This is a genomic window from Kutzneria sp. NPDC051319, from assembly GCF_040682195.1.
In the GTDB taxonomy this organism is placed as follows: Bacteria; Actinomycetota; Actinomycetes; order Mycobacteriales; family Pseudonocardiaceae; genus Kutzneria.
Genome location: NZ_JBFBAM010000131.1, coordinates 1 through 12,203 on the forward strand (window position 1 = coordinate 1; position 12,203 = coordinate 12,203).

General features: G+C 71.5%; 11 protein-coding genes. 5 read left to right on the forward strand and 6 right to left on the reverse strand.

The annotated features are described in order from the left end of the window. Positions 1-84: 84 nt before the first annotated feature. Genes AB0M73_RS48690 through AB0M73_RS48700 form a run of 3 tightly spaced genes read right to left on the reverse strand, consistent with a single transcriptional unit; the run spans position 85 to position 3,349 of the window. Positions 85-1,500: an amidase gene (locus AB0M73_RS48690; RefSeq protein ID WP_363906854.1), complete on the reverse strand. Its 1,416-nt coding sequence runs from the start codon at positions 1,498-1,500 to the stop codon at positions 85-87. A 19-nt stretch (positions 1,501-1,519) separates the two neighbouring features. Then, positions 1,520-2,962, reverse strand: a complete 1,443-nt coding sequence (locus AB0M73_RS48695) for an ABC transporter substrate-binding protein (RefSeq protein WP_363906856.1) — start codon at positions 2,960-2,962, stop codon at positions 1,520-1,522. A 51-nt stretch (positions 2,963-3,013) separates the two neighbouring features. Then, complete coding sequence (locus AB0M73_RS48700; protein WP_052395892.1) at positions 3,014-3,349, reverse strand: metalloregulator ArsR/SmtB family transcription factor; 336 nt, start codon at positions 3,347-3,349, stop codon at positions 3,014-3,016. Between the two features lie 168 nt (positions 3,350-3,517). On the opposite strand from AB0M73_RS48700, the gene AB0M73_RS48705 reads away from it, so the two are divergent. Then, on the forward strand, positions 3,518-3,778 hold the full coding sequence (locus AB0M73_RS48705) for a hypothetical protein (RefSeq protein ID WP_363906858.1): 261 nt from the start codon (positions 3,518-3,520) through the stop codon (positions 3,776-3,778). Between the two features lie 160 nt (positions 3,779-3,938). Here AB0M73_RS48705 and AB0M73_RS48710 read toward each other — a convergent pair whose 3' ends face one another. From AB0M73_RS48710 to AB0M73_RS48720, 3 genes are all read right to left on the reverse strand, one after another. Then, positions 3,939-4,316, reverse strand: coding sequence for a RidA family protein (locus AB0M73_RS48710; protein WP_363906860.1), 378 nt, complete (start codon positions 4,314-4,316; stop codon positions 3,939-3,941). Further along, positions 4,303-5,067: an IclR family transcriptional regulator gene (locus AB0M73_RS48715; protein WP_363906862.1), complete on the reverse strand. Its 765-nt coding sequence runs from the start codon at positions 5,065-5,067 to the stop codon at positions 4,303-4,305. The genes AB0M73_RS48710 and AB0M73_RS48715 overlap by 14 nt, the downstream gene beginning before the upstream one ends. A 73-nt stretch (positions 5,068-5,140) precedes the next feature. Then, positions 5,141-6,106, reverse strand: a complete 966-nt coding sequence (locus AB0M73_RS48720) for a sugar kinase (protein ID WP_363906865.1) — start codon at positions 6,104-6,106, stop codon at positions 5,141-5,143. 129 nt (positions 6,107-6,235) lie between these two features. Between AB0M73_RS48720 and AB0M73_RS48725 the strand changes: the two genes are divergently transcribed. From AB0M73_RS48725 to AB0M73_RS48740, 4 genes are all read left to right on the forward strand, one after another. Then, complete coding sequence (locus AB0M73_RS48725) at positions 6,236-7,507, forward strand: amino acid deaminase (protein ID WP_363906873.1); 1,272 nt, start codon at positions 6,236-6,238, stop codon at positions 7,505-7,507. Further along, complete coding sequence (locus AB0M73_RS48730) at positions 7,507-9,090, forward strand: D-aminoacylase (RefSeq protein ID WP_363906867.1); 1,584 nt, start codon at positions 7,507-7,509, stop codon at positions 9,088-9,090. Before AB0M73_RS48725 ends, AB0M73_RS48730 begins: the two co-directional genes overlap by 1 nt. Continuing rightward, positions 9,087-10,487 carry a gluconate:H+ symporter gene (locus tag AB0M73_RS48735; RefSeq protein WP_363906869.1) on the forward strand — a complete coding sequence of 467 codons (1,401 nt, stop codon included), beginning with the start codon at positions 9,087-9,089 and terminating at the stop codon, positions 10,485-10,487. The genes AB0M73_RS48730 and AB0M73_RS48735 overlap by 4 nt, the downstream gene beginning before the upstream one ends. Positions 10,488-10,551: 64 nt before the next feature. Continuing rightward, a complete protein-coding gene (locus AB0M73_RS48740) occupies positions 10,552-12,132 on the forward strand; it encodes an AMP-binding protein (protein ID WP_363906871.1) in 1,581 nt (526 codons plus the stop codon). Positions 12,133-12,203 lie beyond the last annotated feature (71 nt).

A 12,203-nucleotide genomic window follows, 5' to 3' on the forward strand; every position in this document is an offset into this window, starting at 1 on the left:
CGCCTTGTGGTTCGGAAGGGACCATTCCTCCACTCCGAGTGGAGGAATGGTCCCTTCCGAACTTTAAAGTGGGGTGGGGGTCGCTCAGAGTGAGGGGCGGCGGAGGTGCCAGGGGGTGGCGGACTGGTAGGCGTGGGCGGCGGCGGCCAGGAGGGGCTCGGTGTGGGCGGGGCCCATGAGCTGGACGCCGATGGGCATGCCGGTGTCGGTGAAGCCGGCGGGGAAGGCGACGGCCGGCAGGCCGGTGACGCTGGCCAGCAGGGCGAAGCGGGTGAGCGCGGCGACCAGCGGGAGGCCGTCGACGGACTCGGTGCCGTGCGGCAGGTCGGGGACCGGGGACGTGGGCATCAGCACCGTGTCGACCGTGCCGAAAAGGCCGTTGACCTGCTCGATCAGGCGTCGGCGGGCACGGCGGGCCATAACGTAGTCCTCGACCGGGGCGTGCTGGCCGGCCTCCAGGAAGGCCTGGATGTCGTGGCTGAAGGGCTCGCCGGCGACGTGCCGGCGGTAGGTCTCGGCGGCCTCGCGGAAGAACATGAGCGACGACACGGAGCCGTACACCTCGGCGGCGGGCAGCCGCACCGGGACGGTCACGGCGCCGAGGTCGGAGAGGGTGTCGGCGACGGCGTCCATGGCGGCCAGCACATCCGCGCGGGCGCCGGCCAGGAAGGCGTCGTCGGGGATGCCGACGCGCAGGCCCTTGGCCGGCGGCAGCGGCCCGACGGAGACCGCGGGGTCGCCGACGGCGTGACCGGAGAGCACGCGGAACAGCAGCAGGGCGTCACGGGCGTCCCGAGCCATGGGCCCGACGACGTCGTGCGACCACGCCAGCGGGCGGATGCCGTCGACCGGCAGCAGGCCGTGGGTGGGCTTGATGGCCGTGGTGCCGCAGAACGCCGACGGCAGCCGGAGCGAGCCGCCGGTGTCGGTGCCGAGGGCGGCGGCGACCTGGCCGGCGGCCAGCGCGGCGGCGGATCCGCCGGAGGAGCCGGAGGTCATCTTCGAGGTGTCCCACGGGTTGCGGGACTGGGGCGTGGAGACGCCGAACGCGATCTCGTGGGTGTGGGTCTTGCCGATGACGATGCCGCCGGCCTCACGGATGCGCGTGACGACGGCGGCGTCCTGGGCGGCGGGCTCGGTGAACACGGTCGTGCCGGCGGCGGTGACCGTGCCGGCGACATCGATGAGGTCCTTGATCGCGACGGGAACGCCATGCAGCACGGCCTCGGGGCGGTCGACCGACAGGGCGGCGGCCTTGGCCCGGGCTTCCTCGGCGACGGAGACGAAGGCGTGCACCGCGGGCTCGGTCTCGGCGATCCGCCCCAGGCAGGACTCCACCAGCTCCAACGGCGTCAGCGCGCCGTCGTGGATGGCGCAGGCGGCGTCGACGAGGCCCAGCTGCCACGGCTGGACGGCCTCCGTGGCGACGTCGGCGGCGCGCACGGCGTCAACCGCCGCGGTGACGAACGGCTGCGCCCATTCGAGGCGCGACTGGCTCATGCCGTTGATCAAACTGCTGTCAGTCGATCCCGGCAAGCCCCTGCTCGGCCAGGATCCGGAAGCCCCCGGTCACGGCCTCGGCCAGGTACAGCGGCTGCCGCAGGCGGCCGCTCGGCGTGACGCTGACCTCGCCGCGCGGGCCGGTGAAGCTGGTCCCGGGCAGGGCCCCGACCAGGGAGGCGGGCTCGATCATGCCGGCCGCCATGGCGGCGCGGGCGTAGAGGTGGATGCCCTCGTACACGGACTCGGTGACGCTGGACACCGGCGGCGCGGACGGGCCGTACGCGGCACGGTAGCGACCGATGAAGTCGCGGTTCTCGGGCGTGGGCAGGTCCATGAAGTAGCCGAGCACCGACCACATGCCCGTGGCCGCCTCGTCGCCGATGTGGTCCCGGGTGGCCTCGTCGAGCAGCGCCCCGAAGCTGCGGACCCGCCGGCGCAGGCCGGCGGCGTGCAGCTGGCGTTCGAACGCGGCGGCGTCCCCGCCGACGAGGCTGTTGACCACCAGCTCGGCGTCGGAGGCCTCGATCGCCTCCAGCACCTCGTCGAAGTCGGTGGTGCTGAGCGGGACGTAGCGCTCGCCCAGCAGCCGACCGCCCTCGGCCTCGACCGTCTGACGGGCGCAGGCGCCGACGGCGCGGGGCCACACGTAGTCGTTGCCGATCACGTACCAGCCCTTGCCGCCGTGCTCGCGCATCATCGCCGGCACGGCCTGGCGCAGCTGCTCCTCCGGCACCTCGCCCCAGCGGAACAGCCGTCCCGCCGGCTTCCCGCCCTCGTTGACCGGTGTGTAGAAGTACGGCAGCCCGACCCGTCGCGCGTACGGCCGGACGGCGTCGAGGGTGGCCGAGGTGTGCACGGCGATGACCATGTCCACGTGATGCCGCAGGTGCAGGCGCTTGAGTTCGGCCAGGCCGGTGGCCGGGCTGGTGGCGTCGTCGGCGGTGATCAGCCGCAGCGGCATGCCGTTCACGCCGTTCTCGGCGTTGATCTCGTCCACGGCCAGCCGCGCGCAGTTCTCGACCGCCGGTCCGAACACGCCGGCGCTGCCGCTGTAGCTGGTGAGCAGGCCGATGCGGACCACCGGCTCGTCGGGGTCGTCGGCGAGGTCGCTGCCGAGCAGGCGGGCCAGCGGGGCGATGCTGCCGTCCTCGACCGAGGTCACGAGGCGGACTCTGGTGTTCGGGCCGTCCGGTTCGAAGTCGATGATCACTCGTCCGCGCCACGGCGACTCGTGCCGCAGCACGATGCGCTGCGCCGGCAGGATCCGGTGGACCCGGGCGACGCCGGCCAGCGGGACGCCGCCGATCGGGAAGGCGACGCGCACGACCTGGCCGGGACGGAGGTCGTCGGTGCGGGCGTCGAAGGTCCAGTCGGCCCAGCGGCCGCCGCCGAACGACGCATAGGCCGCTTCACGGGAGGCCGGCACCGTCACCTCGGCGGTGAACAGTACGTCGGCCATGCGCGCTCCCCCGGGGGCTGGGACCAGGTCGCGCGAGCGTACCGGCGATGATCATCCGCCGGTCAGCGGGACGACCGGCTCCACTCGATGGTGTTGCTGGTGACTGTGCGTGTTCACCAGCCGGGACAGGATGTTCGCCGCGTCCTGCACCGGGCGGGTGCGCAGCGAGTACAGCCGGAACCGGCCCTGCCGGCGTTCCTGCACCAGACCGGCCTGACGCAGGATGCGCAGGTGGGTCGACACCGCGGTGCGCCCGATGTGGTGGAAGGCGGCCGCGATCTCCGACGCCGTCAACTCGGCGTGTTCGGACAGCAGCCGCAGCACCGCCCGCCGACTGGGGTCCGCCAGCGCGCCGAACGTCGCCGACTCGGTGTCCCTCTCGTGCACGCGCCCTCCCCGATCGTCCCGACAACAGCCCTTACGGCTGAACCCGGCCGGGAGTTCATCGGTGACGTTCCGGCCAAGGTTGGTCGAACCGCTTGCTGGAAAGCGCTTACCGCATACAATGTAGACGGTAACGCCGCTTTCCGAGTCCGCCGCAGGGGAGGAAACGCGATGCCCGAGATCTTCATGGCGCGCCTGCGCCCGGAGTTCGCGCGCGGCGAGCGGGAACGGTGCTGCCACCTGTTTCCGGTGCCCGTGCCCGGCTCCACGCCCAAGATGCTGCACGCCTACTGCGGCCAGACCATCACGCCCGGCCAGGCCGAGCTGCTGGACGGCCCCAAGGGCATGCCCTGCGTCACCTGCATCCTGCTGTCTCCCGCCGAGGGCGACGCGCGACATGTCACCGGCACCGACCTGCTCGGGATCGCCTGACGCCGACAGCGGCCCATCGTGTGCTGTCGGGGTGCTCAAGGGTCGTGCTGCACACGGGGCCACGCACGTACCCGCTTGACGATCGGATCGTCGCCGCACCCATCTCCGCGTTGTGGAGTTGACCCGGGTGGGCTCCGGTCGGAGCCCACCCGGGCCGGCGTCACTCCACGACGGCGAGGGCGTCGATCTCCACCAGGAGGCCGGCGGGGAGGCCGACGTAGACGGTGGTGCGGGCCGGGAAGGGCTCGCTCATGAACTCGCCGTAGGCCTCGTTCATCTCGCCGAAGTGGGCGGTGTCGGTGAGGTAGACCCGGAGCATGATCACGTCGTCCATGGAGGCGCCGGCGGCGGCGAGGACGGTGTTGACGTTGCGCAGGGCCTGCCGGGTCTGCTCGGCCACGGTGTCGGCGACGATCTTGCTGTCGGCGTCGAAGGCGACCTGCCCGGCGACCTGAAGGAAACCGCCCTTGCGGACGCCCTGGGAGAACGCGGCCACCGGGGTGGGCGCGTCGGACGTCCTGATCTCAACCTTGGCCACCGGCCATCCTTTCAACTCCGGTCCAACCGCACTCGGTCGAGGCGGCGGCAGCGGTCGCGAGCAACCGCGGCACGAGGGCGATGAGGCCCTCGTAGTCCAGGAAAACCTTGGGCACGGACAGCGAGGCGGCGGCGATGACCTCGCCGCGCTGGCCCCGGATGGGGGCGGCGATGCAGTGGATGAAGTCCTCGTGCTCGGAGTTGTCCACGGCGTATCCGCGCTGCCGCACCAGTTGCAGCTCGGCCAGGTACTCGCCGGCCGAGGTGATCGTGTTGGCGGTGAGCCGCGGGTACTCCATGCGCGCGGCGATCTCCCGAACCTCGGGCCGCTCGGACAGCAGCACCTTGGCCACGGCGGTGCAGTGCAGCGGCGCCCGCCGTCCGATGCGCGAGTACATGCGCACGAGGTGGGTGCTGTCGTACTTGTCGATGTAGACGACCTCGCCGTCCTCGTAGCTGGCGAGGTGCACGGTGTGCCCGGTCTGGAGGTTGAGCTCCCGCAGCGCGGCCTCGGCCGCCCGCCGCACGTCGAGGTCGTCGAGGGCCTTGTTGGCCAGGTCGAACAGGGCGGTGCCCAGCCGGTAGTGCCGCACGCCCTCGCGCTGCACGAACCGGTGCTCCTCCAAGGTTCGCAGCAGCCGCAACACGGTCGACTTGTGCACGTCGATCACGGAGGCGAGCTCGTCGAGCGTCTTACGGCCGTCGGCCATGGCCCGCAACAGGGTCAACGCGCGGTCCAAGCTCTGGCTCACAGCCGCACCTCGCTAGCGCTCGGAGCGCCTGCGGCCAAGGGCGCAGTGTTCGATGGTTCGCTCGCAAGCTCGCTCACGGCAGGATCACTCCCCCAGCCGTCACGTGCGCGGCGGACCAGGTGTCGGCGTCGGCGTCGAGCAGCTTGGTGACGACCGGTTCCGGCAGCGGCTCGCCGAGGTCGTCGGTGGTCAGCAGCACGCCGGCGGCGGTGAGGTGGCCGCGGCGGAGGCGTCGCCGGACGGACTCGCCGTTGAGATCGGCGGCCAGGAAACCGGCCGCGAAGGCATCGCCGGCGCCGACCGGCTCGACCACGTCCACCTTCAACGCCGCCTCGAAGACCTCTTCGGAGTCGGTGAGCAGGGTGGCGCCGCGGGAGCCGTGCTTGATCACGATCTCGGCCGGGTTCGGCAGCAGGGAGCGGATTTCGGCCGGCTGCTCGACGCCCCAGACGGCCTGGGCCTCGTCGTCGCCGACGAAGACGATGTCGGCGGCGTCGGCCAGTTCCCGCAGCACGCCTTTGTCCAGCGAGGTCCACAGCGCGGGCCGCCAGTTGACGTCGAACGACACCCGGATCGGCAGGGCCAGCACGGCCCACAGCAGGTCGAGGCAGGTCGACGACAGGGCGGCGGTGATACCGCTGATGTGCAGCAGGGCGGTCTTGCTCACGTCGAGGGAGGCCAGTAACTCCGGGCCCATGCCGGAGGCGGCGGAGCCACGCCGGTAGTAGCGCACCGGGCTGCCGTCGGCGCTGACTTCCTTGACGTACAGGCCCGTCGGCCGCACGGGGTCGGTCCGCACGCCGCTCACGTCCACGCCGACGCCGGCGATGCGGTTGCGCACGGACAGGCCGAGCGAGTCGTTGCCCAGGGCGCTGACCCAGCGGGCGTGGAAGCCCGCCCGGGCGAGGTGGCTGGCCACGTTGGACTCCGCGCCGCCGACGGCGAGCGTCCAGTCCCGCGCCTCGTGCACCGGCCCCGGCACCGCCGGCACGAACAACGCCATGGACTCACCGAGGCACACAACCTCAAGGCGCTCCATCGGCACCCCTTCCCGGAGTTCGAGTTCGTTGACGGCGGCTCCGGGGAATGCTACACACCAACGAATCACATTGCGCAACTACCGTTGCGTAATTTGCAACGTCGGGGACGGGGTGAAGCGGTGAGTTCGATCAACGCCGAGGCGGTTTCCGCGCTGCGGGCCGAACGGATCGACTGGCGCTTCAAGGGCATGCCGGCCTGGGCCCACGGCTCGACGGTCGGCGACCTCGCCGCGTCCGGACTCGACCTGTTCGACGGCGGCTTCGTCGGCCCGCTGGTGGTGCTGGACGAACCGGCGCTGGAGCACAACATCCGCGTCATGGCGCAGTGGTGCGACTCGGTCGGACTGGCGCTGGCCCCGCACGGCAAGACGACCATGGCCCCGCAGCTGTTCCGACGACAGTTCGCGGCCGGGGCATGGGGCCTGACCACGGCCAACATCAGCCAGCTGCGCGTGTACCGGGCGTTCGGCGTGTCCCGGATCCTGATGGCCAACCAGCTGGTGGACCCGTTCGCGCTGCGGTGGCTGGCCAACGAGCTGGCCACCGATCCGACGTTCGAGTTCACCTGCTGGGTGGACTCGGTCGACGGCGTGGCCCGGATGACCGAGGTGCTGGAGCACCCCGTCGACGTGATCCTGGAGCTCGGCGGACCGGAAGGCCGGACGGGGGTGCGGTCGCTGGAGCACGCCGTCGAGATCGCCGAGGCGGTGCGCCGCAGCCCGGTGCTGCGGCTGGTCGGGGCCGGCGGCTACGAGGGCGCGCTGGCCCACGGCACCGAGGACGAGGAACTGGCCAAGATCGACACGTACATGTCGAGGCTCCGGGAGCTGATCACCCGGCTCGCCGCCGACGGACACTTCGACGGCGTGGCGCAGGTGATCGCCACCGCCGGCGGCAGCGCCTACTTCGACCAGGTCGCCGAGGGTCTGACCAGGCCGTGGCCGGACGGCCTGCCGGTGCTGGGCGTGCTGCGCAGCGGCTCGTACCTGATCCACGACGACGGCCTGTACCGGCGGATGTCGCCGTTCTCGCGCAAGCACCGGCTGCCCGGCGGCGAGCCGTTCCGGCCGGCGATGCACGCGTGGTCGCAGGTCACCTCGCACCCCGAGCCGGGGCTGGCGCTGCTGACCATGGGCCGGCGTGACGTGTCGTACGACCAGGAACTGCCGGAGCCGCAACTGGTTCGCCACCTCGATGGGTCCACAGAGGACTTGCGCGGGGCGTCGGTGAGCGCGTTGAACGACCAGCACGCGTATCTGCGGCTGGGTGAGCAGCAGGTCGAGGTCGGCGAGTGGGTGCGGTGCGGGCTCTCGCATCCGTGCACGGTGTTCGACAAGTGGCAGCTGCTGCCCGTGGTCGACGGCACGCGGGTGGTCGACCTGGTTCGGACGTTCTTCTGATGGACATCGTCTTTCGTGGCGCCACGGTCGTCGACGGCACCGGCGCTCCCGGTCAGATCGCCGACGTCGGCGTGGCCGAGGGCCGCATCGCGGAGATCGGCACCGGGCTGACCGGCGGCCGGGTGATCGATGTCGACGGTCTGGTGCTGTGCCCGGGATTCATCGACATGCACTCGCACTCCGACCTTCGCGTGCTGGCCGAGCCAGATCACCTGGCCAAGGTGTCGCAGGGCGTGACGACCGAGGTCATCGGCCAGGACGGGCTGTCCTACGCGCCGGTGAACGACGAGGTGCTGGCGGCGATGCGGGCCCAGCTGGCCGGCTGGAACGACGACCCGCCCGGCTTCGACTGGAACTGGCGCTCCGTCGGCGAATACCTCGACCGCCTCGACCGGGGCATCGCCGTGAACGCGGCTTATCTGGTGCCACAGGGCACTGTGCGGATGTTGCACGTCGGCTGGGACGACCGGCCGCCGACCGGGTCCGAAATGGACGCGATGAAGTCCACTTTGGACGATTCGTTGACGGAGGGCGCGTTCGGTTTGTCGTCGGGCCTGACCTACACGCCCGGGATGTACGCCGACACGAGCGAACTGGTCGAGCTGTGCCGGGTCGTCGGCGCGCGCGGCGGCTACTACAGCCCCCATCACCGCAGCTACGGGGCCGGCGCGTTGGAGGCGTACGCGGAGATGGTGGACGTGTCGCGGCGGGCCGACTGCCCGCTGCACCTGGCCCACGCCACCATGAACTTCCCGGTCAACAAGGGGAAGGCCGGCGAGCTGCTGACGCTGCTGGACGAGGCCATCGACGCCGGCGCGGACATCACCCTGGACACCTACCCGTACCTGCCGGGCGCGACCTACCTGTCGGCGCTGCTGCCGAGCTGGGTGAGCGCGGGCGGGCCGGACGCGGCCGTGGCACGATTGTCCGATGTGGACACCCGGGAGCGGATCCGCGTCGAGCTGGAGGAGACCGGCTCGGACGGCAGCCACGGCGTGCCGATGGACTGGCGGACCATCGAGATCAACGGCGTCCGCAACGAGCGCAACGCCGCCCTGGTCGGCCACACCGTCGCCGAATCCGCCGCCGCGCGGGGTGTTCCGCCGTCCGAGCTGTATTTCGACGTGCTGATCGACGAGCGGCTGGGCACGTCCTGTCTGATGCACATCGGCCACGAGGACAACGTGCGCGCGATCATGCGGCACCGCACGCACACCGGCGGCAGCGACGGCCTGCTGGTCGGCGACCGGCCGCACCCGAGGGCGTGGGGCACGTTCTCCCGCTACCTCGGCCGGTACGTGCGTGAGCTGGGGGTACTGGGGATGGAGGAGTGTGTGGCGCACCTGACCGGACGTCCGGCGCGCCGCCTGGGGTTGACCGACCGGGGTCTGGTCCGCGAGGGATTCGCGGCCGACCTGGTGGTGTTCGACCCCGAACGGGTCGCCGACACGGCCACCTTCGACCGACCGCGGCAGCGCGCCCTGGGGCTGCCGTACGTGCTGGTCAACGGGGTGCCCGTGATCGACGACGACCGGCCCACCGGCGCCGCGCCCGGGGGTTCCCTGCGGAGAGGAAACCGATGAACTGGCTGCAACATTCGACGGGCGGGCTCCTGCTGCTCGCCGCCGTCGGCATCGCCGTGCTGCTGTTGTTGATCATCCGGTTCAAGACCGAGCCGTTCATCGCGCTCGTGGTGGCCGGCCTGCTGGTGGCGCTGGGCGCGGGCCTGCCGGTGTCGGCCATCGTCGGCTCGGCCCAGTCCAGCTCGAAGTCGTTGCTGGAGACCGGTTTCGGCGGCATCCTCGGCCACATCTCGCTGATCATCGGCCTCGGCACGCTGCTCGGCTCGATCCTGGAGGCCTCCGGCGGCGCGCAGGTGCTGACCAGCGGCCTGCTGCGCGCGTTCGGCGAGAAGCGGGCGCCGCTGGCGATGGGCCTGTCGGGTCTCATCTTCGGCATCCCGGTGTTCTTCGACATCGGCATCTTCGTGCTGGCCCCGCTGGTCTACGTGGCGGCCAAGCGCGGCGGGCGGTCCATCCTGCTGTACGCGCTGCCGCTGATCGCCGGCCTGTCGATCACGCACGCGTTCCTGCCGCCGCACCCCGGCCCGGTGGCCATCGCCGGCCTGCTGCACATCGACCTCGGCTGGATGATCCTGATGGGCCTGGCCTGCGGCCTGCCCGCGTTTTTCGTCGGCGGCATCCTGTACTCCACGTGGATCGGCAAGCGGATCAACCTGCCGGTGCCGGAGGAGATGCTGGCCGCCGCCCAGAAGGCGGCCGCGGACAGCGGGTCCAACGACCGCAAGCCGCCCTCGCTCGGCCTGGTCGGCACGATCATCGGCATCCCGCTGGTGCTGATCCTGTGCGGCACCTTCGGCAGCATCCTGCTGCCCAAGGACTCGTTGGCGCTGAACATCTTCGCCTTCCTCGGCACGCCCGGCATCGCGCTCACCATCGCCGTGCTGCTGGCGTTCTGGCTGCTCGGCTACCGCCGCGGCATGACCAAGACGCAGGCCGGCCAGCTGTCGGCCGCCTCGCTGCGGCCGGTCGCGATGATCCTGCTGGTGGTCGGCGCCGGCGGCTTCTTCGGCGCGGTGCTGGCCGCCACCGGCATCGGCACGGCGCTGTCCGGATCGCTGCGGGCGGCCGGGCTGCCGGTGATCGTGCTCGTGTACGTGATCAGCTGCGGCCTGCGGCTGGCCCAGGGCTCGGCCACCGTCGCCATCGTCACCACCGGCGGCATCATCGCGCCGCTGCTGCCCGACCTGCACTACTCCCAGCCGCACACCGCCCTGATCGCCATGTCCATCGCCGCCGGCTCGATCATCGCCTCGCACGTCAACGACGGCGGGTTCTGGATCGTGTCCCGGTACTTCGGCATCCCGGTCAAGGAGACCCTCGCCAGCTGGACCGTGTTGGAGACCGTGCTGTCGGTGACCGGCTTCGCCATGGCCGCGCTGATCAGCGCGTTCGTGTAACCGGTTGCCACGGGCCCGGGCGGTGGTCGAACCGCCCGGGCTTCCGCCGCGTTAACTGTTCTATATGAGCGGGCTGCACGACGTCAGGGTGTTGGCCAGGGCCGGCATGATCAGTTCGGGGCACGCGTTGAGCAGCCGTCGCGCGCTCGCCGACGTGCGGCACTGGGGCGCGGTGGTCGGCGCGGCCAAGCTCGCGGCCCGCCGACGGCCCGAGGTGGCCGGCATCGTCGACGACCGCGGCGAGGTCACCTTCGGCGAGCTGGAACAACGGTCCACCGCCCTGGCTAAGTCGTTGCGGACCAAGGAGATCGGGCCGGACAGCGTGGTGGCGGTGCTGTGCCGTGACCACCGCGGCCCGATCGAGACGATGCTGGCCTGCGGCAAGCTCGGCGCCACCACGATCCTGCTCGGGACCGGGCTGGCGGCGCCCCAGCTGGCCGGGCTGATCCGCCGTGAACAGGTGGACGTCCTGGTGTACGACCAGGAGTTCGTGCCGGTGCTGCAGGAGCTGGACCCGGCCGTGCAGCGCTTCGTGGCCTGGCGGGACGAGCCCGGCGCGGGCGTGCCGACGCTGGACGAGCTGATCGCCGACGCCCCGAAGGGCCGGCTGCGGCGGCCGCGCGACGTGTCCAAGGTGGTCCTGCTGACCAGCGGCACCACCGGCGCGCCCAAGGCGGCCCCGCGCAAGATCCGCTCCGGGCTGGCCGCCGCCGACTTCCTCGACCGGATTCCCCTGCGAGCCGGGGAATCCACCTTCATCGCGGCGCCGATCTTCCACGGCATCGGCTTCCTGCACGTGGTGCTGGCGCTGGGCCTGGGCTCCACGATGATCCTGCGGCGGCGGTTCGACGCCCGGCAGACCATGGCCGCCGTCGACCGCTACGGGTGCAGCACGCTCGTGGTCGTGCCGACGATGCTGCAACGGATCATGGAGCTGGGCGAGCGGGAGCTCACCGGCTACGAGCTGGCCAAGCTGCGGGTGCTGTTCTGCTCCGGCTCCGCGCTCTCGCCGTCGCTGTCCAAGCTGGTCATGGAACGGCTCGGCGACGTGCTCTACAACTTCTACGGCACCACCGAGGTCGCTGTCGCCACCGTGGCCACGCCCGAGGACCTCCGCGCCGCGCCCGGCACCGTCGGCTACAGCCCGCACAACTGCACGGTCCGGCTCTACGACGTGGACAACCACGAGGTCAGCGGGGCCGGCAAGGTCGGGCGCATCCACGTCGGCAGCTCGCTGCGGGCCACCGTCCGGTCCGTGCGCGACGGCATCGGCGGGCTGGCCGACACCGGCGACCTCGGGCATTTCGACGACGCCGGCCGGCTGTTCATCGACGGCCGCGAGGACGACATGATCATCTCCGGCGGCGAGAACGTGTTCCCGGGCGAGGTCGAGAACCTGCTCATGACCCACTACCAGGTGCGCGACGCCGCCGTGATCGGCGTGCCCGACCACGAGTTCGGGCAGCGGCTGCGGGCCTTCGTCGTGCCCACCCCCGGCGCCGTGCTCGACCCCGCCGAGCTGCGCGAGTTCGTCCGGGTCAGCCTGGCCCGGCACAAGGTCCCCCGCGACGTCGTCCTCGTGCCCCGCCTCCCCCGCACCGCCACCGGCAAGGTCATCCGCAGCCGCCTGGAGTCAACCCCCTAGCCGCTGATGCAGGGAAGGACGCCTTACCCGCGTTCAACGAGGGTAAGGCGTCCTTCCCTGCATCAGGTGGG

Bases quoted from the DNA above. Each gene is read 5' to 3' on its own strand.
- AB0M73_RS48740 (WP_363906871.1), top strand. From the start codon at position 10,552: ATGAGCGGGCTGCACGACGTCAGGGTGTTGGCCAGGGCCGGCATGATC.
- AB0M73_RS48695 (WP_363906856.1), bottom strand. From the start codon at position 2,962: ATGGCCGACGTACTGTTCACCGCCGAGGTGACGGTGCCGGCCTCCCGT.
- AB0M73_RS48730 (WP_363906867.1), top strand. From the start codon at position 7,507: ATGGACATCGTCTTTCGTGGCGCCACGGTCGTCGACGGCACCGGCGCT.
- AB0M73_RS48720 (WP_363906865.1), bottom strand. From the start codon at position 6,106: ATGGAGCGCCTTGAGGTTGTGTGCCTCGGTGAGTCCATGGCGTTGTTC.
- AB0M73_RS48735 (WP_363906869.1), top strand. From the start codon at position 9,087: ATGAACTGGCTGCAACATTCGACGGGCGGGCTCCTGCTGCTCGCCGCC.
- AB0M73_RS48705 (WP_363906858.1), top strand. From the start codon at position 3,518: ATGCCCGAGATCTTCATGGCGCGCCTGCGCCCGGAGTTCGCGCGCGGC.
- AB0M73_RS48690 (WP_363906854.1), bottom strand. From the start codon at position 1,500: ATGAGCCAGTCGCGCCTCGAATGGGCGCAGCCGTTCGTCACCGCGGCG.